Source organism: Paenibacillus enshidis, assembly GCF_042136365.1.
Classification (GTDB): domain Bacteria; phylum Bacillota; class Bacilli; order Paenibacillales; family Paenibacillaceae; genus Paenibacillus; species Paenibacillus enshidis.
The window spans coordinates 471,042-495,065 of record NZ_JBHHMI010000001.1 but is presented as its reverse complement, the minus strand read 5'-3'; the positions used below and the strand labels follow the sequence as shown (position 1 = coordinate 495,065).

Sequence of the window (24,024 nt, the reverse complement as noted above, 5' to 3'; positions counted from 1 at the left end):
AAAAGTCCACAATCGACATATGCCCAAATAAAAGAGTGAGACGATAAATGGATTAAATTGCCCCGGGCCTCCCCCCTCCAAATCGAACCACGTTGGCTTTGCCTGATCCATTTTTCGTTACATTTCGTGTATCGTAGACAAATTTTGATTTTTCTAATATGCGTTCAATAGGAATTTGGGAATGATCAGTAACGATGAGAACACAGTCCGTTTTTTCGAAGAGGTCATCCGTGCATGACTCGCTGCTGTATTTGCAGCCATCAAGTGAAAATTCAGGGATGTAGGGATCGTGGTAATGGATCGATGCACCCAGTTTTAGTAACACGCGCATAAGGGACAGAGCAGGGGATTCTCTGATATCAGAGGTGTCTTTTTTATAGGTGACCCCATAAATCAGGATATTTATGTCTTTGAGGTCTGTCTCGCACGATAAGTGCTTCTTAATTTGATCCGCAATATAACTTGAAATCTGTTCATTCATAGTGTGAGCAAGTGTGATGAACTCGCTCTGAAAGCCGCTTTGTTTGGCTTTCCACTGCAAATATAAAGGGTCAACCGGTATACAATGGCCTCCTATTCCCGGACCCGGATAAAAAGCCTGAAAGCCATAAGGCTTCGTGCTGGATGCGCTAATGACCTCCCATACATCAATTTGCAGCTTGTCGCATAATTGCGCGAATTCATTCATAAACGAAATGTTAATGAGCCGATAGGTGTTTTCGAGCAGTTTGGAAAGCTCCGCAACCTCAAGAGAAGAAACCTTGAAAACTTGATCAAACACTTTACTGTAAAACCGAAAAACACGATCCATACAATCTTCAGTAAGACCACTTACAAGTTTGGGGACCTGTTCCAGACCATAATCCTTATTGCCAGGATCAATGCGCTCAGGTGAATAGGCCAAATGAACATCCCGCCCGATGTGCAGCCCGCTGGTTTCAAGAAGCGGCATCAGTATGTCTCTGGTTGTCCCCGGAAAGCTTGAGCTTTCCAGGATGATTAACTGCCCTTTTTTTAGTCGGGGAGACAGCGCCATACCAACACTCTCCAAATAGGAAAGCTCCGGATTTCGATCCTCGCCTAACGGTGTAGGTACGGCAATGATGATAGTATCCGCATCTTTGATTTTGTCGTAATCCGTTGTAGGTGTTAAGCGGCCCTCAGCTATCCATAGTTTTACTTCATCACCGGAAATTTCCGGTATAAGGCTTATTCCTTGGTTCATGTTGCTGATTTTTGTGGGATCAGTGTCTATTCCAACAACCCTAAAGCCTTTTTGCACCAGGAGTATTGCTAACGGCAAACCCACATATCCTAGGCCAACGATGGCGATCAGTTGTTCGTTTGAATGATCCGGGTCTATATTGCTTAGGCTCATGGCCATCCCCTTTCACTACATCGTATTCTATAAACTATGGAGGGTGGTTTATTTTGGTATGGGCAATAGTATGGTCAAAGGGGTATTTCATTATATTGGGCAGCGGTTGATTTTATTGGCGGTCTGGTGTCCTTCCCACACTCTTCGGCTCATGAACCGCATATAGTTAAGCAACAGAAGGGAGGTTGAACGGTGTCCCGATCTAAGAGGAAAGGCAAAGTATATTATAGAGATTGTGCAGTTGTACTTACGTATCACGATCTCGATCCGGATGTCCATTTAAATTCACCATACTGTCTAACCCCTCGTCTGTTTGGCGAACATTTGGACGCATTGAAACAAAACGGATTCAAAATCATCAATATGGAAAGCTTCATCAAATTCATGAAGTCAGGAAAACGCATCCCTCCAAATGCTGTCGTCATCACGTTTGATGACGGTGAAAAAAGCTTCTACACGTACGCGTACCCATTACTTATGCAAAGATGCGTTAAAGCCACCAATTTCATCGTAGGCAAGAAAATCGATGCAGGCCGCGGAATCAGCTGGGATCAAATGCGTGAAATGAAGCAAAACGGATTCAGCTTCTATAGTCACACTTATAATCACCATCGCAATTCAAATTACGGAGAGAATAAACGTCTTCTTACCAGCCCTCAATTTCTTGAAAACGAGAATCGATTGGAATCCGAAATCGAATATGAACATAGAGTTCTGGATGATCTTTCTCTCATAGAGAACAGAATACAGGAGGAGCTTGGCGAACAAACAAAATTATTAAGCTTTCCCTTTGGGGCTTATAATGACAAGGTCGTAGAGATTGGCCAAAGCATGGGGATTGAATTATTTTTTACGGTTAACAGAGGGTTAAATCATGCAGGACAATGGCTTGTGAAACGTATTAACGCAGGCGAAGGGGATTTATCCCCTGAAAGTCTTATACAATTGATATTGAATTATGCCGGCCAAAAATCATAATTTCGCTGGGGGGGTATCATGCAAATTGAATACCGTTGTACAAAGGGACTGCTGAAATTTCATTTTCGTTTACAGCATGACGACCTGCCCAGATCCGACATGAAAATGGGAGAAACGTCGTGCGAAATCCATTTGCCTCCTGATTGGGACATCGAAAAGGTCCACCCTGATGTACTGGCATTGGCTTCCCTGTTAATCATTTATCCTTTTGCAGGACCCCGTATCCTATTGCCTCAGGGAGTAAGCCAGCGGTTTCATGACTTGTTCAGACGTACGACAAAAAAAGAAATTTTGCCTGTAGATCCTAACTTAACTCCAAGACAGGCTCCTCACCCTTCCGTTCCGGCTTTAGCCTATAGCGGTGGAGTCGATTCAACCGCCGCATTATTGCTGATGCCAGCCAATTCCTGCATTGTTTTCCTGGAAAGGATCATACCATTACACCAAAAAACAATGTATAACAAGGAAGCGGCTTTACTCGCCTGCAATACGTTGAGAAATGAAGGAAGAAATGTATTTATCATTAAATCAAATCTTGAGTATGTAAGAGAACCTGTCGGTTTTCCAGTGGATATCGCGAACGCAGTCCCCGCCTTGTTGTTGTCAGATTATGCGGGGCTGGATAGTATCGCATGGGGGACGGTGATGGACTCAGCCTATCAGGTCGGTCATCTTAAATTCGCCGACTATAAGCAAAGGCTTCACTTCAATCGATGGGGAAAGCTTTTTGAACTGGCAGGCATGCCTTTCAACCAGGTAACCGGGGGAATCTGCGAAGTTGGTACGTCAATCATCGTTAAAAACTCCGCCTATCGTACGATTGCCCGCTCCTGTATGCGTGGTACTGCAAACAAGCCGTGTGCAACATGCTGGAAATGCTTCAGAAAAGGCTTGCTGGATGGTGTTCTTGAACAATCAACACCAAGTTATTCCGAGCTTGACCGATGGTTCAGTCTTCCTCATATCAAGAAAACCTTGAATCAATTTCCTATCCATTCGGAAAATATCATTGCCTATATTTCTGCCCACTACGACGGGCATCACCCGGTGATGAAGAAGCTGAAAAAAAGAACCCGGGGCGATACCCTTCCTGTGAAGTGGATGGAGAAATGGTATCGGCCCTCCATTCACCTGCTGCCTGAGAAGTATCGCGGGTTCGTCGAAAAGCAAATTACAAAACATCTAAATGTAATGAATTCCGAAGAGGAGCAGCAAGCGGAGAGTTGGAATTTGGAGACTTATCGGACTACCGATGAATTTCAAAAATATGCAGCCGAGTTGAGGACTGCTCTGGACACCCATCCATCCTTTTAAATATAAGTAAGCAGCAGCCGCGCCATTTCATCAGCACCATTCAGTGCAGCAAGCCGGGCGGCAGCAGCTCTCATTTTTTGATTTATTCTTGAGTCAAGAGCCTTGTTCAATGCTTGCATCATATCATCCGGGCCCGGATTGATTAAACAAAGTCCCGCACCGGAATCGTCTGCGCGCATGGCTCTTCCTACTTGATCATCCCGGTTCGTATTTTCATTGGGAATAAAAATGGTCGGTACTCCAAAATGCATCAACTCATGAAAGGTATTATAGCCCGAAGCGGAAATGGCCACATCAATGGCGTTAAAGTAGAGGGAATTGGGATAATCGCGCAGAATCATTGCATTATCGCTTTCAAAAGACAGTCTCTTTCCGATCATCGACTCCCCGAGTACGATTCTTACATCTTGCCTTTTGTCTAAAACGGATATTATGTTTGCTATTACCGGATGGATGTCGTTTATATTGCCTGCACCCAGTTGGATATAGACCAGCTTATCGTTCGGGCGCAGCCGCCATTCTTTTCGTACGGCTTCCCTGGACAGCAGTTCGGATTTATCCAAATAGATTACGGGTTCACAGTAGCTTATATGTTCGGATTCCTTTCTTAATTCAACTCCCGCTTCACCCGGAACGATGATTTTATCGAACAGACTGCCCTCATTTCGAGACTGTCTGTTCGGCCCCTTCTTATTTTGTTCCCTTCTGACCCATATTTTGTGCATGGATGGATGTTTGGAGAAAGTTGAAACAATCCCGTCGTATGGAGTTGCACCATCAAAGACCAGCATATCCGGTTCATGTAATTGCAATATCGCAGATAACTGTTTGTACAACAATCCGTTCCACTGTCTCGCTGTGAAATCCTGTGAAAATGAGCTCCTGGCAGGTTGATAATACCCTAAAAAACCTTCTCTCATCACCAGATGCATTGCCGGACTTGTGCTTAGAAAGATAATGTCCAATGCTTCGTCAAGCTTCTTGATTCTCCTTGCCAAGGCAAGCAGGCGGGTCAAATGACCCAAACCACTCCCATTTGTCGGAACAAAAAGTATTCTGCCCTGACTCATTCATAATCCCCCGTTCATCCGATCCGTATTAGATTTCAATACTAGGCTGACACCCCTCTTCTTGTGTATGTAGGCTGGTGATTATTTGTGCCTGTTCATTTGCAGTCCAACCACAGAGTTACCCGACGAAACAGACGCAAAAAAAGGATATCCATCGTCTGCATCAGCGTGGATATCCTTTTTCATTTCTGCTATCAGGATACGTGGAACTCACGCCCGTCAAGCACTTCATCTACATAACCAGCCCGGATCACAAAGTCGCCAAAATGCTCGCCCTCTTGGCGTTCCTTGGCATAACGGGTAATGATCAGCCGCAGTTCTTCGAGAATTTCAGCCTCTCCGGTGTTTTCCTTATACAGCTTGTTCAAGCGGTTGCCTGTAAAACCGCCGCCCAGATACATATTGTATTTGCCCGGCGCTTTCCCGATAAAGGCAAGCTCGGCCAGCATTGGACGGGCGCAGCCGTTCGGGCAGCCGGTCATGCGGATCACAATGTCTTCATCCCGCAGGCCGGCCTCTTCCAGCATCGGTTCGATTTTAGAGAGCAGTGTCGGTAAATACCGTTCCGATTCAGCCATCGCCAGACCGCAGGTTGGCAGAGCGACACAGGCCATGGAATTTCTGCGCAGGGCAGAATAATGGATGCCGTCGGTGAGCCCGTATTCACTGATCAACTTCTCGATTTTTTTCTTCTTTTTCGGGCCGATGCTGCCGATAATCAGGTTCTGGTTCGGGGTAAGCCGGAAATCGCCGGTGTGGATTTTGGCAATCTCCCGCAGTCCTGTCATCAGCAGATAGCCCTCTTCGTCCTTGATTCTGCCGTTCTGGATGAACAGTGTGAAATGCCATTTTCCGTTGCTGCCCTTCACCCAGCCATACCGGTCGCCATTGCTGTCAAAATGATAAGGGCGCGCTTCCGCAAGACTCCAGCCCAGACGACTGCTCAATTCCTGTACGAGCCAGTCAAGCCCGCGGTCGTCAATCGTATACTTGAAACGGGCGTGCTTGCGGACTGCCCGGTCGCCATAATCTCTTTGGATCGTTACGGTTTTTTCAGCGACTTCGATCATTTGCTCAGGTGTACAGAACCCGATTACCTTGGACACCTGCGGATATGTTTTCGGATCACCATGCGACATGCCCATGCCGCCGCCTACGGTAACATTAAAGCCCTGCAGTTTACCATCCTCCACGACAGCGATGAACCCCAAATCCTGCGAGAACACATCCACGTCATTGGATGGCGGGACCGCAATGCCGATTTTGAATTTGCGGGGCAGGTAAACAGGACCGTAGATCGGCTCCTGCTCCTCCCCTTCGTCCCGGCTGTCGACGACCTTCTCCCCGTCCAGCCAGATTTCATGATAAGCTCTGGTACGCGGATCAAGATGATTGCTGACCTTGCACGCCCATTCGTACACCTCGCCATGAATATCGGATTGATAAGGATTCGGGCTGGCCATGACGTTCCGGTTCACGTCGCCGCAAGCCGCCAGCGTACTCAACAGTGCATCGTTGACTTCGCGGATCGTATTTTTCAGATTCCACTTCAATACGCCGTGTAGCTGGAACGATTGGCGTGTGGTCAGTCGGATCGTGCCATTGCCGTATTTATGGGCGATCCGGTCCATCATCAGCCACTGCTCAGGGGTGACCACCCCGCCGGACGCCCGCACGCGCAGCATGAACTGATAGGCTGGCTCCAGCTTCTGTCTGGCCCGCTCGTTCCGCAGATCCCTGTCGTCCTGCATATAGCTGCCGTGATGCTTCATCAGCCGGTTATCATCCTCGGGAATGGACCCGGTGATCGGGTCCTGCAGCGTCTCAGTCAGGCTGCCCCGCAGATAATTGCTGCGCCGCTTGATGTCCTCGACATCACTGTGCGGCTGGTCATGGGGGGGATAAAATTGATTTTGTGCCATGCTTGCATCTCCTCTCGTAATCATCAGGACTGTCGTCTAATATACGTCCCGCTGATAACGTTTTTCCTGTTGCATACGAATCATATATTCCGAGGCTTGCTCCGGGCTCAGACCGCCTTCCTGCTCCAGGATGGTTCCAAGGGCGGCATGGACATCATGCGCCATCTTCTTCTCATCCCCGCAGACATAGATATAGGCGCCTTCCTGCAGCCATTGATACAGCTCGCTGCTCTTTTCCAGCATCCGGTGTTGAACATATATCTTCTGGTCGGTGTCACGGGAGAACGCTACATCCATACGGGTAAGAACGCCCTCCTTGAGCCAGCGCTGCCATTCCACCTGGTACAAAAAGTCTGTGCTGAAGTGCTGATCCCCGTAAAAGAGCCATGTCTTCCCTGCAGCTCCTGTCTCTTCACGTTCGCCGAGAAAAGCTCGGAACGGAGCTACGCCGGTGCCCGGTCCGATCATAATTACCGGAGCATCCGGATTCTCCGGCAGCTTGAAGCTCGGATTATGCTGAACGTATACCGGCAGCTGATCGCCGGGCTGGGTGCGTTCCGCAAGCTGTACGGAGCATACGCCGTACCGATTCCGTCCTTGCGATTCATAGCGCACTGTCCGCACGGTCAGATGCACTTCATCCGGGAAAGCCTTCGGACTGCTGGCAATTGAATACAGGCGGGCAGGTATTTTACGCAGTATTCCTGTAAATGCTGAAGCAGGAATCCCTTTCAGGCTATAATCCTGCACCAGATCCAGCAGGTCTCTGCCTTCGATATAGCTTCTCAAATCCTGCTCATGTCCCGGTTCCAGCAGCTTGGAAATCCCGCTGTCAGGAACGAGCTGCGCCGCCTGCTCCAGCAGCGGTTTGGTCAAGACCGTAATTTCATAATGGCGCAGCAGCGCATCACGCAGCGCCAGCGCGTCACCATTCTTCAGCGCGACGGATTCCTCCGGCTCCCAGCCCATCGCATCAATCAGTTCGTCCACCAGGCGTGGGTCGTTTTCCGGATAAATGCCCAGGCTGTCCCCTGCTTCATACTGCAGATTGGATCCTTCCAGGGACAGCTCGATGTGGCGGGTTTCACGGTCCGAGCCACGGCCGTTCAAATTCAGGTTTTCCAGCACCTCCGCATGGAAGGGATGGGTCCGCGAATATTCCGTTTCCGTTCCGCTTCCGTCAGCCGAGCCTGCGGAAACGGGGGTGACTGTGGATGCGGATGCCTGCCCCAGCTCCTGAACCACCTGGTTCATCCATTCCGCTGCCGGCTCGTCAAAATCGACATCACAGTCCACACGCGGTACGATCCGCTTAGCACCAAGCTCCTCCAGACGCTTGTCAAAATCTTTGCCTGTCTGGCAGAAGAACTCATAGGAGGTATCGCCAAGCGCCAGCACGGAATAACGCAGCTCCTCCAGCTGAGGAGCTCGCTTGCTGTGCAGAAATTCATGGAAGGCAATCGCATTATCCGGCGGTTCACCTTCCCCGTGGGTGCTGACGATGATCAGCAGGTTTTGCAGCTTTTTCAATGTATTGGGCTTAAAATCCCCCATGGAGGACACGGTTGCCTGGAAGCCGCGGTCTTCAAGCAGCTTGGCCGTCTTCTTCGCCAATCCGCTGCTGTTGCCCGTTTGGGACCCGAATAGGACCGTGACCTCCTTGGATATGCTTGCCACCTCCGGGAGAGCCGTCTGCGGAGCTGCATCAGCAGGCGCAGCCGGAGCCACGGCACCCTGAAGAGCCGTAAGATATCCGCTAAGCCAGATTCGCTGTACCGGTGAAAGCGTAGGCAAAACACGATTCAGCAATTCCGCTTGTTCCTGATTAAAAGGGCTGTTAGTTACTTGTAATTCCAACGATATCCCACCTCGCAAAACTGCTGTTGTATGAAATCCTAGTATTTTGATCCAAATTAATTTTCGCTCTATTGAACCTATCACAGCAGGCGATGCTGGTCAATTATATTCATTTTATATGTTTTATCAATTCTGCTGATAAAGAGGAAAAGACCGGGAATGAGGAACGATTCACCCTCTTTCGCTGCGGATTTTGCTTGCTAAATTTGCTATGACATACTAAGATGGATGTGAACATATGTTCTTGTTTCTGTGTTATTAAGCACGGAAGAGTTTGCATCAGGAAAGGGATGGGGCGCCCCATGAATATAATACATTGGACGGATTTACCGGATGGCATTGCTGTGCCTGTGCCGGTCGAATTCAGCTTCGAGGAGAATCTGAAATATCTCGCCAGATCGACCAACGAGTGTATGTTGGAGATACGTGACGGCAAAGTCTATAAGGCGATTCAGGCTGGAGAGGAAGTCGTGATGGTTGAAATCGGTCCGGATGAGAGCGGTGGGCTGCATGTCCGGTTTTTGGAGAAATCAGGCGGCATTAGCAATCAACTTCGCGAGCATATTGCATTTTACATCCGTGACTGGTTCGATCTGGACAGGGACCTTGCTCCTTTCTACGAGATGGCTCAAGCGGACGCGCTGCTGAGCCAGACGGCCAGGTCGTTTTACGGCTTGCGTATTATGGGAATACCAGATCTGTTTGAAGCCGTATGCTGGGGGATCATTGGGCAGCAGATCAATCTTGCATTCGCATACACCTTGAAAAGACGGTTCGTTGAAGCTTACGGCAGCTCCGTATGGCATGGAGGGCAGCCATATCAGATTTTCCCCGCCCCCCACCGCATTGCGGCTTTAACAGCAGAAGAACTCCAGAGTCTGAGCTTCACCGCCAGAAAAAGCGAATATCTTATTGAAGTTGCCAGCCGGATCGCAAGCGGCCAGTTGAGCAAGGAGCAGCTTTTGCACGCAGGCAGCATCAAAAAAGCGGAGCAGATGCTGACCTCCATCCGCGGCATCGGCCCCTGGACCGCCAACTATGTATTGATGAGGTGCCTGCGCTTCCCGTCGGCTTTTCCGATCGATGACGTAGGCCTGCATAACGCTGTAAAAGCGGTGCTCGGCTCAGACCGCAAGCCGACCAGGCAGGAGCTGCTGCAGCTGTCCGCCAACTGGTCGCCCTGGGAAGCTTATGCCACCTTTTATCTGTGGAGGGTGCTGTATTAGCTGATCCACACCTCATTTGCAGTTTCAATTACAAGCCGGATTTTGTCCCACTGCTCTTCCTCGGTCAGCAAATTGCCCTCCTCGGTCGAGGCAAAGCCGCACTGCGGGCTAAGACAGAGCTTGTCAATATCTACGTATTGAGCGGCTTCGGCAATTCTCTCTTTGAGCTGCTGCTTGCTTTCAAGTCCTCCATGCTTGGTCGTAACCAGCCCAAGGACCACGAATTGATCGCGAATATGGCGTAATGGCCGAAAATCACCTGCACGCTCATTGTCATACTCCAGGAAGAATGCGTCGACCTTCGCCTGCGAGAACAGCTGCTCGGCAATAGGCTCATACCCTCCTGCCGCAAACCAGGTGGATTGGTAATTCCCGCGGCAAACATGCAGCGCAATGACCATATCCTGCGGCTTATCTGCGATGCTTTCATTGATCAGACGTACATAATCGGCAGCAAGGCGGTCGGGGTCCATACCAACTGATTGCAGATGCTCCCGGTGCCTTGTGCTGCACAGCGTACCCCAAGCGGTGTCATCCAGCTGCAGATAGCGGCAGCCCGCTTCGTAGAAGGCCTGAATGGCTGACCGGTATACTTGGATGATGTCACGGTAAAGCTCCTCCTGATTGGCATAGACTGCATTTCCGTTATAATACTGGACGAAATGGAACAGCGACGGAGAGGGGATGCTCATTTTCGCCACTGCGGTTCCCGCCAGAGTATGAAGCTGTTTAAAATGCTCCACCATGGGATGATGGGCAAAAGCTATTTTATCCACAATCTGAAAGGATTCCGCCCGTGTCCCGGCGTCTGTTCGTCCGGGTCCCTGGTTAAGCGAAATCTTCCGGGTCCCTTGGATCCCGAGAAAGAAATCGAGATGCCACCAGGAGCGGCGGAATTCGCCGTCCGTTACGGCCTGCAGTCCAAGCTCTTTTTCCATACTGACCAGCTTGGCGATTTCCTTATTTTCCACGTCTTGCAGCTGCTGCTTTGTGATTTCGCCTTCTGCGAAACGGCGGCGTGCTTCTTTCAGACTTTCAGGCCGGAGAAAGCTGCCGACGATATCATACCGAAACGGCGCTGTGTTTCGCTTGCTCCCTGTAATAGATGTTGGCATATAGTTCCTCCTGGACTAAAGTAAAAAGTGATTGATACTAAAGAAATGCCTGGAAACCAAATCATTCAGCAGATCAATATAGGCTGACGCAATCGGGCTGGGCTTTCGTTCTTTATGCGTGATCCAGCCGACTGTGAACATTTCGCCATTCTCCACCGGAATCGTAATGAGTGAATTTCCTTCCAGCTCCGAAGCCAGAAGACCCGTGCCTATCGTATATCCGTCCGTGCCTGCCAGCAGATTGGATAAGGTGGCCCTGTCATTTACTTTGATGCTTTTATCAATGCGGGCGGCTATCACCATCTCCTCCGCAAAGTGCAGCGAGTTATTGTCCCCTTGCTCAAAGCTGATAAATGGATAAGACGAAATATCCTCAAGCGCGATGCTCTTCCTGCCCGCTAAAGGATGGCCTGCCCGGATAAATACATGCGGATGTGTATTAAATAACGGCGTGAACTTTAAGCTTCCGTCACTGAAAAGCTTGTTTAACACTTTGGAATTTCGTTCACTGATATACAAAATCCCCACATCGCTGCGCAGCGTTCTGACATCGTCCACGATTTCATAGGTTTGCGTTTCGCGCAAATGAAAGCTGTAATCGGTCAATTCGCTCTGTTTCATCAGCCGCACAAATGCATCCACGGCAAAAGCATAATGCTGGGTAGACACGGCAAAACGGTTTTGGCTGTGCTGCTTTCCGCTGTAGCGGTTTTCGATAAAGTCAGCCTGCTCAATCATCTGTCTGGCATATCCCAGGAATTCCATCCCCTCAATGGAGAGGCTGATGCCACGGTTGGTGCGCTCGAAAATGGTGATCCCGAGCTCGCTCTCCAGCTCTTTGATCGCATTAGAGAGGCTTGGCTGTGAAATGAACAGCCTCTTGGCCGCCTCGCTCATGGAGCCGCAGTTCGCAATTTCGATTACATACCGCAGTTGCTGTAGTGTCAATCCGTTCCCCCCTTTCTGCTGGCTTCTTAGTTTCGTATCTTTTGGAGAGCTTTTGTTGAAGTTATGTTACACGCTACGCTTACCAGTAAGGAGGGGAAATCAATCTGTGGTCAAAACACGTTTTCCCAACGTGAAGGCCATAACCAGCATCAGCACGCCAATACATGCCGGAAAACCGAATAATTCAAACCAATCCAGTGCCGGAGGCAAGCTTTTCATCCATTGGTAAACAGCTCCGCCTGCAAGCGGCCCCAGGAATGAGGTCAGGCCTGTTAACGCCGAATACGTGGCCACATACATCGGCCGTTCACTCTTCGGCGTATCCCCGATGGTGAAGTTAAAAGCCAACTGGTTGAAGCCACCTATTCCGGCTCCAAGCAATATGTGAGAAACGACCAGGACAGGCAGCGCCGGTAAAACTGACAGCAGCCCCCAGGACAGGCAGGAGCCTGCGACTAACGGCAGTGTCCAGAAGAGCAGCTTTTTGTTGCTATAGCGGGCGTTCAGGTTGCCCCACACATAAAAGCTGATCATCATGGCAATGGTCTGGATCACCGTTAAGGAAGAAACGGTGCTGTAGCTCAGCCGCATTAGCTCAAGCATGACATAGGAATAAAGCGGTACGATCAGCGTCTGCATGAGCAGCCAGCCAGCAAGAAAACCAGCAGCTCTCATAAACCCGGCGTCCTGCAAGGGCTTGCGGACCATGGGGAGGAAAGCGGTTTCCTTTGATCGTTCAAAAGGCAAATCCGGATAGAAAAAATAGATGACGATATTAGCAACCGCACAAATCCAGATCGGTATAAAGAGCAGTAAAAAGCCTTCTCCGCCAGGATAACGGTCCAGCAATAACCCGCCCGTAAACAGACAGATACTTCCCAAGGCGTTCAGCACCGTATTGCGAATGCCGAAATGCCGTCCTCGTACCTTGGCAGGTATAAGGTCACTGATGAGGGAAGTCCACAGCATGGCTGAAACCGCGTTGCCTATGAAGGCTGCCGTGTAGGTTACGATATATACGGTCACCCATACATCCTTAGGAAACAAAAACGGGATCAGCCCCGTTCCCGCCCACAATAACCGATGTACGGCAATAAACCATATCAGGGCCGTCCTGCGGCTGCGAATGCGCTGTATACCATATGCAGCACCAAGCTGTGCAATATTTACCAATGTGGTCATGGCCAATACAAAGCCGATTTGACTTGAATTAGCTCCCAGATAGAGCAGATACCCGGTAAGGAACGGTCCGCCGAGAAGCACCTGAAATATGGTGGAGGGCACTCCCTCCCAGGTTGCAATCCGAATCTGCCTGCGTTGCTCCGAAAGCTTGCCGCGCCGACGCTGCCAAAAAGGACGTTTCACTGGATGAACTGGGTTAACGATGGAAATGCACTCCTTCGACAGTCTGCAACTGCCACGATGGTAACTTCTTCCCCATTCTACTCCCGGCTACAAACAAGTCAATAAGAAAAAAGAGGCCGCCCCTCAGATCATGATTCATGACCTGCTGGGACAGCCCCTTAGCTCATTTAAACATTTTGTTCGCCATCATACGTGGCAATCAATTTGTACAAATCAGGGCGGCGGTCCCGGAAAATCCCCCATTCGATCCGTCCCGTTTCCAGCTCATCCAGATCAAATTCTGCTGTCAGCACAGTTTGCTCTGCCCGTCCGGCTTCGGTTACCTTTTGCCCTTGCGGCCCGGCGATAAAGGAGGAACCGTAAAACGTAATTTTCGAGTCATCATCCTCTTCCACACCAATCCGGTTGGACGCCACCACCGGAATCAGATTGGCCGCTGCGTGTCCGAGCATGACGGTCTGCCAGTGATCCTTCGAATCAATGGCAGAATCTTGCGGCTCGGAACCGATAGCTGTCGGGTAAAACAAAATTTCTGCTCCCATCAGGGTCATAACTCTAGCGGCTTCCGGATACCATTGGTCCCAGCAGATACCTACCCCGATTTTGGCATAACGCGTATTCCAAACCTTGAAGCCGGTATCGCCAGGGTTAAAATAAAACTTCTCCTCATAGCCCGGCCCGTCAGGGATATGACTTTTACGGTACTTGCCCAGCACTTCTCCGTCGGCATCAATGACGGCCAGAGAGTTGTAACGCGCATAGTTTTTCTTCTCATAAAAGCTGATCGGCAGCACCACTTGTAATTCCTTGGCGACCTTTCTGAAATGGCTGATCGCTTTGTTGGCCTCCAGCTCCGTAGCCAGCGCAAAGTAATCGGACTTCTCCTTCTGGCAGAAATACGGAGTTTCAAACAGCTCCTGCAGCAAAATAATCTGCGCGCCCTGCGCCGCCGCTTCTCTCACCAGCTTATCGGCTTTCGCTATATTCTCGTCAATGTTGGCTGAGCAGCTCATTTGTGTAGCTGCCACTTTTACTTTTCTCAAGCGCTTATCCTCCTCTAAGTTACACAGTTCCGGCCGCTGGCATTTGCTGGGTGGTGCAATGCACATTTCCGCCCTCTTTAATGACAGCCATGCCGTCCACGGTGCGGATTTCCCGGTCAGGAAATGCCTCGGACAACCGCTGCGCCGCCTGCCGGTCCGTCTCTTCCGCGTCACCGCCGAAGACAGGCAGAATAATGCCACCGTTAACGAAGTAAAAGTTAATGTAGCTGAGCGTCAAACGGCTGTCTTCATGCATTCTTTGCGGCGGCTGCTGGATGGGAATAATCTCAAGCTTTCTTCCCTGAGCATCCGTCTCCTGCTGTAAAATCTCCAGATTTTCGCGCGTAATCTCATAGTTCTCGTCCGCTGGATCGTCGCATACCTGGATCAGAACCTTACCCGGAGCAGCAAAACAGGCGATATTGTCAACATGGCCGTCCGTCTCGTCACCGCTTAAACCTCTCTTCAGCCAGATGATTTTGCTGACCCCAGTGTATTTCCGCAAGTACTCTTCAATATCCGCCTTCGACAGCTCCGGATTCCGGTTCGGGTTCAGGAGGCACTCCTCCGTCGTAATCAATGTGCCCTCACCGTCCACGTGAATAGAGCCACCTTCCATAATAAGAGGCGCATCAGTACGGGGAACGTTCAGCTTCTCAAGAATGCGGGGCGCGACCTGATCGTCCAGGTCCCAGGGTGCGTATTTGCCTCCCCAGGCGTTGAACTTCCAGTTGATTCCGGCCAGCTCCCCCTTGTCATTCTTCACAAAGGTGGGTCCGTTATCGCGCAGCCAGGCATCGCTATGCTCAATCGGCAGCAGCTCAGCCTGTGGTCCAAAATTAAACTTTTGTACAGCTTCCATATCCTCCGGGTTGACAACAATCGTCACTGGCTCGAATTCAGCCATGGCGCGCACAATCTCCGCATAACCCTCACATACGGCGGTATGGGTATCAGGATATACCATGGATTCACGCACAGGCCAGGATATAAAAGTTCTTTCATGCCGAGCCCATTCAGGCGGCATTGTATAGTTAAATGGGGTTGAATTCATAGGTTCTTAGGCTCGCTTTACTATAGAATATGGTCACCCGCTGTGCGGGCACCTACAACATAATACAATAAGTTGGCTTTTGGCTCAATCCACTTCATCTGCGTTTAGATGACCCAATTCCCATTACGGAAAACAGGCTCGATGCTTCCGTCCTGCAGCTCACCGTCAATATCAAGCTCGGCGGAGCCGATCATAAAGTCGGTATGAATCAGGCTGACATTGCATCCGTGCCGCAGCAGCTCTTCATTGCTCATCTGTGTGCCATTCTCGATATTGGTCGGATAAGCGCTGCCTAAAGCAAGGTGACAGGAGGCATTTTCGTCAACACCGGTATTGTAGAAGATCCGGTTCAAATTCGAAATTGGCGAATCATGAGGCACCAGGGCGACCTCGCCCAAATAACCGGCCCCTTCGTCCGTGGCGAGCAGATTTTGTAAATGCTCTTCTCCCGACCCGGCCGTGAATTCCGTTACTTTGCCATCCTTGAAGGTAAAACAGATACGGTCCACGAGCTGGCCGTTAAGATTCAGCGGCATAGTGCTGGTCACATATCCGTTTACCCCGTCCCGCTTTGGCATCGTAAATACTTCCTCTGTCGGCATGTTATGCACAACAGTTGTCCCTTGCTGGTTCTCGCTTGCCCCTCCGTGCCAGATATGCCCTTCGGCGAGCTCGATATGCAAGTCCGTGCCGGGAGCGCGGTAATGGAGGCTTTTGTATCTTTTACCGTTAAGCTTCGCCCGCAGCTCCTTGAGGTGTCCCAAATGCTCATGCCAATTCTGCACCGCATTTCCGCCATCGACACGGTTCATTTTGAAAATGGTGTCCCACATGACGCTGATCCGCTCTTCTGCTGGAATATCGGAAAATACTTTGTTGGCCCATGCTCTGGTCGGCGCTTTGATCAGGCACCAGCTTATTTTGCTGTTGCGTGTGTAATCGGCGAATGCCCGTCTTGCCCGGGCTGCCGCTTTGGTGGAACGGGAGACCTTTTGCGAATCAATGCCCTTGTAGAGTTCTGGATCCGGCACACGGATTGTCAGCGTAGCCCCTCCCTCTTCGGCAAACTTCTCTAGCATTTCCCCCTTCCAGGCCGGAAAATAATCAAGAGTGCCGTCATCGGCAAACTCATAACGGCTGCGGACAATCTGTTCATCCTCAAAATCAACCTGCACATACTTGGCCCCGGCCTGATATGCCTTCTGCACGATCAGCCGCGTAAACTCTACCGTTTCGAGCGGCGAGGTCACCATCAGCACCTGTCCTGGCTGGATATTCACCCCCACCTTCACGACCAGTTCGGCATATTGTTCCAATAATTTGTCGAAATCCTTCATTTCTTGCACACACTCCTGTTATGTAAAGTCGCTTTCCATCATACGCTTCTATCCCCATGCTTGCAAAGCTTAGCTGGCGGAATATTTTAAAGGACCGGTAACATAACGCTCCTTATTCTCAATCACATACTCAAGGAAGCAGCGAACAGCCATGGACGCCTGGCTTTTATTTTTGATGGCAATGCCAATTTTTCTTGAAAAGCCGGGACTCGTTTCCTTGGTGACAATCCGGTAAGGATTTCTGTTCAGGACCAGCTCAGCCAATATGCTGATGCCAAGCTCGTTTTCCACCATAGACATGATGGTGTAATCATCTTCCGAGCGGTATTCGATTCGCGGCTTCATATGGTGCTTGCGGAACATTTCCAGCACTTCTTTTTTGGTGCCTTCGTCCAGCAGTATAACGGGTTCCTGTTCAAAAAGCTGCAGAGGCACCAGCTCATGATGAGCATATGTATGACCTTCCGGGAGTACCGCCAGCATTCTGTCCTCACAAATGGGAATAACCTCGAACTCTTTTAAAGCAGGCTGCACCACAAAACCGAGGTCAACCGTCCCGTCCGTTATCCACTGCTCGATTTCCCGATAATCCCCTTGCAGCAGCTCAAACCTGATATTTGGGCGCCTAGCTTTAAAGTCTTTAAGAATCGGCGGCAGCAAATGGCAGGAGACGCTGGAAAAAGAGCCGATCCGAATCAAGCCGCTTTCGATGCCCAGCAGCTCAAACACTTTATCAGACAGCTCATGATGAGCACTGCTTAAATTCCGAATATAAGGCAGGAGCTGTTCACCATCTGATGTAAGCCAGACCCCCGCATGGCTGCGGTTCAGCAGCTTGATGCCAAGCTCGGTTTCCAAGGAGCTAATAATTTGGCTGACCGCCGATTGGGAATAGTTGCAATACTCCGCCGCACGCGACAGGCTGCCGAACTCCACCACTTTTACGAACACCTCGTATTTTGATCTTTTCATCAGACACCCTCATAAGAATATGTAATATTCAGAATCATATATATTCACTTCTCTTATATACTACCTTTGGCTAAGATGGGATTCAAGCCGCTTATAAAGACGCTGCATTTAGACACTGTATTTTAGACGCTGCAATTATTTTAGTAAAAGGTGGACATCATGACTCAGAAGAAAGCGAATTGGATTTTAGCAACGGTATCTTTGGTCTGGGGGTTATCGTATTTATTGATGAAGCTGGGCGTGCAGGGAATTCCTCCATTTAACATGACTGCGCTCCGGTGTGGAATTGCTTTCCTTGTGACTGCTCTTGTCTTTTTCCCGAAAATAAGGAAGGTTGATGCGAAGACATTGAAGTACAGCGCCGTTTCTGGCGCTCTATTATGCGGCCTTTTTACCGGCTTGCTGTATGGGCTGCAAAGCACGGCCGCTTCCTCCGCAGGGTTCCTGACCAGCACTACGGTGATCATGGTCCCCATCCTGCTGGCCTTCATCACCCGCAAGCTGCCCAACCACAAAATTGTCCTCGGTGTGATCGTCGTATCGGCCGGGCTGTTATTGCTGACAAGCAGCGACCGGTTTGCTTTGGATATCGGCTCCGTTTATTGTTTGGCCGCCGCGCTGCTGTATGCTATTCATATTATCGTTTCAAACCGGTTTGTGCGTGAGGTGGATTCGCTGCAATTGGGCATCTATCAGCTTGGATTTGCGGCGCTGTTCGGTTTGGTCGGAATGCTGATTTTCGAACACCCCGTGCTGCCTGCCACCTCCGTTCATTGGGTCGCCGTGCTCGGCCTGGCCCTGGTTTGCAGTGCGTATGGTTTTGTCATGCAATCTATTGCACAGAAGCATACCACGCCTGAAAGTGTAGGCTTTCTGTTCTCCCTTGAGCCGGTATTCTCGGCTATATTCGCTTTTGCCTTCCTGAATGAGATCATGGGGGCGCAGGGTTATGTTGGTGCCGGGCTCATCCTGGTGGGCGTGTTCATCGCAAATCAGCGGGCAAGTTCAGCCGGCGCTCCAGCGCAGGTTCATACAGGTTGAAGGTTGAAACAAATAAACCAAACAGCGCGCACCGATAGAAGTTCGGTGCGCGCTGTTTGCTTGACCTTATAGGATATATCATCAGCCTGAAGAACTGTGTCTCCAATGGAGGGTTATCCTGTAAATGGAAAAAAACAGTTGCTTCTTTGAATGGATTATAATAATGTTAATTCGTAAATATATTTGTATATAAACCTACATACGGAGGGATGGTTTGTAATGAAACAAAGTAAAAAAACAGCTTTGCTTTTGTTATCCTGCCTGACTGCGGCTGGCAGCAGTATCGTCAATGGAGCTGCCTCTGCCTCCCCTGCTGTTCTAACGGCTGCTGATTCAGCGTCCACCATTGAAAGCGTTCACAAAAAATCCGATGTGATCCCCTCTTTTTCCGAGGTCACTGTTCATGATCCTTCTGTCATTAAAAGCGGTGATGCCTTTTACGTCTTCGGCTCTCATCTGGCCTCCGCCAAAACCAGGGACCTTATGCATTGGCAGCAAATCTCCACCGTCGTAGACAACAATAACCCGCTCATCCCCAATGTATTCGAGGAGCTTCGTGAAACCTTCGAGTGGGCGCAAAGCAGCACATTATGGGCTGCTGACGTCATTCAGCTGGCGGACGGAAAATACTATATGTATTACAACGCCTGCAAGGGAGATTCCCCACGATCCGCCATGGGCATTGCAGTTGCCGATCGTCCGGAAGGCCCCTACAAGGATACGGGCATTATTTTAAAATCCGGGATGTGGGACGAAATCAGTGAAGACGGGACCATTTATGATGCGACCATTCACCCGAATGTCGTCGATCCGGACGTGTTCTTCGATAAGAATGGCAAGCTGTGGATGGTGTACGGGTCGTATTCGGGCGGCATTTTTATTATGGAAATGGACCCGCAGACCGGCAAGCCGCTGCCTGGGCAAGGTTATGGCAAAAAGCTGCTTGGCGGCAACCACAGCCGCATCGAAGCTCCCTATATCGTGTATAATCCGCAAACTGACTACTATTATTTGTACTTGTCCTTTGGCGGACTGGATGCAGTCGGGGGCTATAACATCAGGGTTGCGCGTTCCAAAAGCCCGGATGGCCCTTATGTAGATACGGCAGGCAAAGATATGATCAACGCCAAAGGTGCAGACGGCACTTTATTCGACGATGCATCCATTGCGCCGTATGGAAGCAAGCTCATGGGCAACTTCAAATTTTCCGCACTGGATGGGGAAAAATATACAGATCAGGGTTATGTGTCCCCAGGTCATAATTCTGTATATGTTGACCCGAAGAGCGGCGAAACGTTCATCTTCTTCCATACCCGCTTCCCCGGACGCGGTGAAGAGCATCAGGTCCGCGTGCATAAAGTCATGATGAATGAGGCCGGATGGCCGGTGATTGCTCCTCATCGTTATGCAGGTGAAACAGAACGTTCGGTCGCTCCCAGAGATATTACAGGAGTGTACAAGTACGTCAATCATGGCAAGGATATTTCGGCAGACATCAAAGCTTCCGCAGCGATTATGCTGAACAAGGATGGTAAAATCACAGGAGCTGTATCAGGAACATGGAAAAAGAACGGCAAGAACGATATAACCCTTACGCTGAACGGGACAACCTACAAAGGAAAACTCCTGCGCCAATGGGATAACGGTGCCCAAAGCTACGTCATGACCTTCTCGGCCCTGTCTGGAGACGGTACAGCTGTCTGGGGAAGTCGTACTGCTGAGTAAGTGAACGGTTTAATACGAAACGGACCTACACTCCCGGGTGGAATGCAGGTCCGTTTTCTGCTTTTTTTGTTGTTATTTGTAGAGTTATGAAAATTATCTCACCCTCACCGATTTTCGGATGATCAGTTCGGTTCCCATATAGATTAATTTTTCTTCTGTGGATGGCGACTGGATCAGCTCCAGAATATGGGACGCCCCAGCCGCGCTGATCTGTTCAATCGGTCTCTTCACCGTCGTCAGCGGGGGGGTCATATATTGGGAGTATCCGATATCATCAAACCCGACGATGGAAATATCCTCAGGCACCCTCATGCCCTGCTCGAACACCGCATTCATGGCGCCTATGGCCATATCATCATTGGAGCAAAAAACCGCAGTAGGCGGTTCTGCCAACGCGAGCAACCTCTTCATTGCCTCGCTTCCGCTTTCGGTATCATACTGGCCTGCAACCATGTATTCATTATGGATCGGCAGCTGATGCTCAAGCAGAGCCTTCACGAAGCCGTCTCTTCTCCGCTGTGAAGATTTGAACCCTTCCCTGCCTTCTATTAAAGCCACCCAGGTATGGCCGCATTCAATAAGGTAAGAAGCGGCATGATAAGCTCCCTCCATATCATTTGAAATGATATTAATGATTCCCTCGCCAGTTACTTGGCGGTTCAGCACAACGAGCGGGATGCCCTCCCGCAGCACATGATCAATAAAAGGGTTGTCCTTTTCGCTCTGGCTCATCAATAAAATGCCGTCAAACCGTCGGCCATGGATGGAGGAAAAATCATCAAACTCATCAATTCCACGCACAAACAGGTTAAAATGCGTATCAATGACGGAGTTTACTCCCCTGATCGTATCCGCAAAAAAGCTGGAGGACGTTCCCCGCGAAATGCTGGTGAAGAATAACCCAATGGTATGGGACCGCTGCATCACAAGGCTTTTGGCATTGTAATTCGGAGTGTAATTTAACTGCTCGGCCAGCTCCAAAATTTTGCGTTTGGTCTCCTCCTTGATCAATGGGCTGTTGTTCAGCGCTCTGGATACCGTGGTATGGGATACGTTGGCCAGTCTGGCGATATCTTTAATTGTGGCTGCCATTTTTGCACCTTCTTTGCCGTTCGTATTAGCTATATCACAACAATACCATATCAGGAGCATCCTTCATAAGCACAGATGAAGATTTACTTCAGTGACGTGGACTACCCTTTGTATGTTATGAGACGCTCCGGGAACGAATCCTTCCTCCAACCGCTGTTGCTCTTCACGCTGTAACTTGTTCCACTTTTTTAGTTGGCACTTGATGACAACTCCCGCTGGGGACGGAGACCCCTATTGACGGGATTCCAACTGGTCAATGCGTTCTACAGCTTCTTCAAAGTCATTGTCGAGCATTCGCATGTGACCTTCCAACTGGCGGAAGTTTCTTTTCGTTTCCCTACGAAATGTGTGCAGCTCGTCGGATACGGCATTCAGCTTCTCATTTTGTGCCTCTACCTTGCCGTGTAGTTTATGTACATCCATAGCCATGGCGTCTAGCTTTGCATCGGTTTCTTCTTGACGGTCGCGAATCGCGCGGCTAATTTGGTTTAGTTCTTTCTGTCCTTCTTCAAGAGCTTCGAGCTTCCGAAGGATCAAGTCGAGTTTATCCATGGATCCTGTCTCCCTATTTTTAATTTTTCACTTAAATTCAGTATATCATAACCTCGGAACCCCTGCTTCTTAAACAAATGCGGGTGGGGTCAGCTTCGCTGGTACTACCCGTGCACGTTGTTCCTAGTCACGAAATATCTTCGACTAACAGTTAAAGAAACAGCGGTGAAACAAGACTTGAAAAATAAAGTCTAGTTCCACCGCTGCTGTCATTCAACTAACGTTCCTCGTTAACGCATGCCAATGACTTTTATAAACTCAACTAAGTCAGGAAGATATCAAATTACCCTTCTTGCGAATTTCTTTCGTGAATGGCTTCTTCAGTTCGTGGGATAAGGAACTCTACGCCAAATTTTTCCGCATCCGCTTGCACTTCCTCGATGAAAGGACGGAAGCTCTTATTGTATTCTTGGAACGCAAGTTCAAAATGACCATGGCATTTTTGGAAAGCATCAGCCAAGGCGGCCGCCCCATCTATTGCCAGTGATCCACCCATGCCAGCAGCCGGAGAAGCGCAGTATCCAGCATCACCGACCAGCGCTACCCTGCCTTTTGTCCATGACGGCATTTTCATTTGGCATAGCTTGTCAAAGTAAAAAGTTGTCGAATTCTTCACTTCTTCCAGCAATTCCGGCGTTCGCCAGCCCATTCCAGAAAACTGATTCAAAATTATATTCCGTTGCTGTTCTTCGTTTCGGTAGTCGTAAGGGATTTCCTTCTCCGAAAAAAAGCCGAGGAGGATATCGGTTTTATTGTTGTAGGCGTTTAGCATGACCGTCTTGCCCGGCTCATTGTACATCTGTGTCGTATTCTCCCGGATCAACAGCTTATCCACGATCGTGATAGAGAAATAAGCATTAAGGAAATGCGAAAATTCCGCCTCCTCGCCAAAGCAAAATTTTCTGACAGCCGAATGAATACCATCACAGCCAAATACCAGGTCAAACGTGCGCTTTTGCCCCCCTTTAAAAGCTACGGCGACGCCGTCACTTTCTTCCTTTAACGACGCTATGCTATCGCTGAAAATAAACTCGACATCATCTTTGACAGCCTCGAACATGATGTTCAGCAATACATTTCGCTCGATTTCGTATTCATCTTCTGCGAGCTGCTCACTGTCTTTTTTAATGAAGTGCGACTTTTCAGTGACATCATCGGAATTTTTGAATTCCACCACTTCCATGGTTATTCTGTTCGCCAGGATTTGGTCAAGTAGCCCCATACGTTTCACGATGCCGACGGTATTTCCGCGGATATTTACAGGCGTGCCCCCTTTTTTGAGACCTTCGGCGATCTCAATAACGGTCACGTTGTAGCCTAATTTATTCATCCAGTAGGCTGTTGAGAGGCCGGCGAAACTCGCCCCGCTAACCAGGATATTTTTTTTCATATTCGTTCCTCCCGTGATGGTCGTATTTGTGTTCAATAAATCCACAATATTTTTAATGACGTTGTACAGAGTAACATTGCTTTATGAACTGAATATGAACAGCTCGTGCGGAGCCAGGCGTGTGCTTCACATCAACAAAATCAGGATATGTATCTGGTGATCCATGTACTGAAAGTACATCTGAATATACCTCAGTAAGCTTCACTTCTACCACGACAAAAAAATAGGACAAAAAAGCTGTCTAATGACAGCCCTTGTCCTAAGTCGATTCATCCCATGCCTAAAGGTAGGGCTTTCTCGGCTAAAATTTGTAATGTTACATCATCTGCAGATTAGGAGCTGCAACCCTCGCATTCATAGTATTGATTGGTGGCGTCCAGTGTTTTCAGCAGCTTGCCCACAATCACATCATCCATGTCTACAAACTCCAGATCGGCAATGCGCTCATGAACGGCCGCCTTCGCCTGCTCCTCAGTTTCAGCCACCCAGCTGAATTCGCCTTTGTAGCTGGTGGACTTCAATTCATATTCAAAAAGATAACGAGTCATCCCGGTTCCCCTCCTATGTACTATGTTATAGTAAGCTTCTTTTTTTCTTACTTTCAACAAGATACACGGAATCGGCATATTCTGCAACAATACTAAT

20 protein-coding genes are annotated in these 24,024 nt (G+C 49.3%); 5 read left to right on the top strand and 15 right to left on the bottom strand.

Features of this window, described 5'->3' with window-relative positions:
- Nucleotides 1-52 precede the first annotated feature (52 nt).
- Nucleotides 53-1,378 (bottom strand): nucleotide sugar dehydrogenase, encoded by a 1,326-nt coding sequence (locus ACE41H_RS02170; protein ID WP_375353011.1) that lies wholly within the window; start codon nt 1,376-1,378, stop codon nt 53-55.
- Between the two features lie 192 nt (nt 1,379-1,570).
- On the opposite strand from ACE41H_RS02170, the gene ACE41H_RS02165 reads away from it, so the two are divergent.
- Nucleotides 1,571-2,356 (top strand): polysaccharide deacetylase family protein, encoded by a 786-nt coding sequence (locus ACE41H_RS02165; protein ID WP_375353010.1) that lies wholly within the window; start codon nt 1,571-1,573, stop codon nt 2,354-2,356.
- 18 nt (nt 2,357-2,374) lie between these two features.
- Nucleotides 2,375-3,670, top strand: coding sequence for a DUF6395 domain-containing protein (locus ACE41H_RS02160; protein WP_375353009.1), 1,296 nt, complete (start codon nt 2,375-2,377; stop codon nt 3,668-3,670).
- Here the strand turns inward: ACE41H_RS02160 and ACE41H_RS02155 are convergent.
- The 3 genes from ACE41H_RS02155 to ACE41H_RS02145 form a co-directional block, all read right to left on the bottom strand.
- On the bottom strand, nt 3,667-4,740 hold the full coding sequence (locus ACE41H_RS02155; protein ID WP_375353008.1) for a glycosyltransferase: 1,074 nt from the start codon (nt 4,738-4,740) through the stop codon (nt 3,667-3,669). The genes ACE41H_RS02160 and ACE41H_RS02155 overlap by 4 nt on opposite strands.
- 194 nt (nt 4,741-4,934) lie before the next feature.
- Nucleotides 4,935-6,662, bottom strand: coding sequence for an assimilatory sulfite reductase (NADPH) hemoprotein subunit (gene cysI / locus ACE41H_RS02150; RefSeq protein WP_375353006.1), 1,728 nt, complete (start codon nt 6,660-6,662; stop codon nt 4,935-4,937).
- Nucleotides 6,663-6,698: 36 nt separating this feature from the next.
- Nucleotides 6,699-8,519, bottom strand: a complete 1,821-nt coding sequence (locus ACE41H_RS02145) for an assimilatory sulfite reductase (NADPH) flavoprotein subunit (RefSeq protein WP_375353004.1) — start codon at nt 8,517-8,519, stop codon at nt 6,699-6,701.
- A 302-nt stretch (nt 8,520-8,821) separates the two neighbouring features.
- Between ACE41H_RS02145 and ACE41H_RS02140 the strand changes: the two genes are divergently transcribed.
- On the top strand, nt 8,822-9,745 hold the full coding sequence (locus ACE41H_RS02140; protein WP_375353003.1) for a DNA-3-methyladenine glycosylase family protein: 924 nt from the start codon (nt 8,822-8,824) through the stop codon (nt 9,743-9,745).
- On the opposite strand, the gene ACE41H_RS02135 is transcribed toward ACE41H_RS02140, so the two are convergent.
- The 7 genes from ACE41H_RS02135 to ACE41H_RS02105 form a co-directional block, all read right to left on the bottom strand.
- A complete protein-coding gene (locus ACE41H_RS02135) occupies nt 9,742-10,860 on the bottom strand; it encodes a 5-methyltetrahydropteroyltriglutamate--homocysteine S-methyltransferase (RefSeq protein WP_375353001.1) in 1,119 nt (372 codons plus the stop codon). The genes ACE41H_RS02140 and ACE41H_RS02135 overlap by 4 nt on opposite strands.
- 15 nt (nt 10,861-10,875) lie before the next feature.
- A complete protein-coding gene (locus ACE41H_RS02130) occupies nt 10,876-11,808 on the bottom strand; it encodes a LysR family transcriptional regulator (protein ID WP_375353000.1) in 933 nt (310 codons plus the stop codon).
- Between the two features lie 99 nt (nt 11,809-11,907).
- Entirely contained in the window at nt 11,908-13,092 is a 1,185-nt protein-coding gene (locus ACE41H_RS02125) for an MFS transporter (RefSeq protein ID WP_375352998.1), read from the bottom strand.
- A gap of 248 nt (nt 13,093-13,340) precedes the next feature.
- Complete coding sequence (gene aguB, locus ACE41H_RS02120) at nt 13,341-14,216, bottom strand: N-carbamoylputrescine amidase (protein ID WP_375352996.1); 876 nt, start codon at nt 14,214-14,216, stop codon at nt 13,341-13,343.
- A gap of 19 nt (nt 14,217-14,235) precedes the next feature.
- Entirely contained in the window at nt 14,236-15,270 is a 1,035-nt protein-coding gene (locus ACE41H_RS02115) for an agmatine deiminase family protein (RefSeq protein ID WP_375352995.1), read from the bottom strand.
- Between the two features lie 104 nt (nt 15,271-15,374).
- The gene (locus ACE41H_RS02110) at nt 15,375-16,607 is read right to left on the bottom strand and encodes an aminopeptidase (protein WP_375352994.1); all 1,233 of its coding nucleotides are present in this window, start codon (nt 16,605-16,607) and stop codon (nt 15,375-15,377) included.
- A gap of 69 nt (nt 16,608-16,676) precedes the next feature.
- Nucleotides 16,677-17,579 (bottom strand): LysR family transcriptional regulator, encoded by a 903-nt coding sequence (locus ACE41H_RS02105; protein WP_375352992.1) that lies wholly within the window; start codon nt 17,577-17,579, stop codon nt 16,677-16,679.
- 159 nt (nt 17,580-17,738) lie between these two features.
- Here ACE41H_RS02105 and ACE41H_RS02100 point away from each other — a divergent pair, with 159 nt between their 5' ends.
- Entirely contained in the window at nt 17,739-18,620 is an 882-nt protein-coding gene (locus ACE41H_RS02100) for a DMT family transporter (RefSeq protein ID WP_375352990.1), read from the top strand.
- A gap of 219 nt (nt 18,621-18,839) precedes the next feature.
- The gene (gene abnB / locus ACE41H_RS02095) at nt 18,840-20,345 is read left to right on the top strand and encodes an arabinan endo-1,5-alpha-L-arabinosidase AbnB (protein ID WP_375352988.1); all 1,506 of its coding nucleotides are present in this window, start codon (nt 18,840-18,842) and stop codon (nt 20,343-20,345) included.
- A gap of 93 nt (nt 20,346-20,438) precedes the next feature.
- Here the strand turns inward: abnB and ACE41H_RS02090 are convergent, their stop codons facing one another.
- The 4 genes from ACE41H_RS02090 to ACE41H_RS02075 form a co-directional block, all read right to left on the bottom strand.
- Complete coding sequence (locus tag ACE41H_RS02090; RefSeq protein ID WP_375352987.1) at nt 20,439-21,437, bottom strand: LacI family DNA-binding transcriptional regulator; 999 nt, start codon at nt 21,435-21,437, stop codon at nt 20,439-20,441.
- A gap of 231 nt (nt 21,438-21,668) precedes the next feature.
- Entirely contained in the window at nt 21,669-21,989 is a 321-nt protein-coding gene (locus ACE41H_RS02085) for a hypothetical protein (RefSeq protein WP_375352985.1), read from the bottom strand.
- Nucleotides 21,990-22,272: 283 nt separating this feature from the next.
- Nucleotides 22,273-23,379 (bottom strand): FAD-dependent monooxygenase, encoded by a 1,107-nt coding sequence (locus tag ACE41H_RS02080; protein ID WP_375352983.1) that lies wholly within the window; start codon nt 23,377-23,379, stop codon nt 22,273-22,275.
- Nucleotides 23,380-23,711: 332 nt separating this feature from the next.
- On the bottom strand, nt 23,712-23,927 hold the full coding sequence (locus ACE41H_RS02075; protein WP_375352981.1) for a hypothetical protein: 216 nt from the start codon (nt 23,925-23,927) through the stop codon (nt 23,712-23,714).
- Nucleotides 23,928-24,024: the final 97 nt, after the last annotated feature.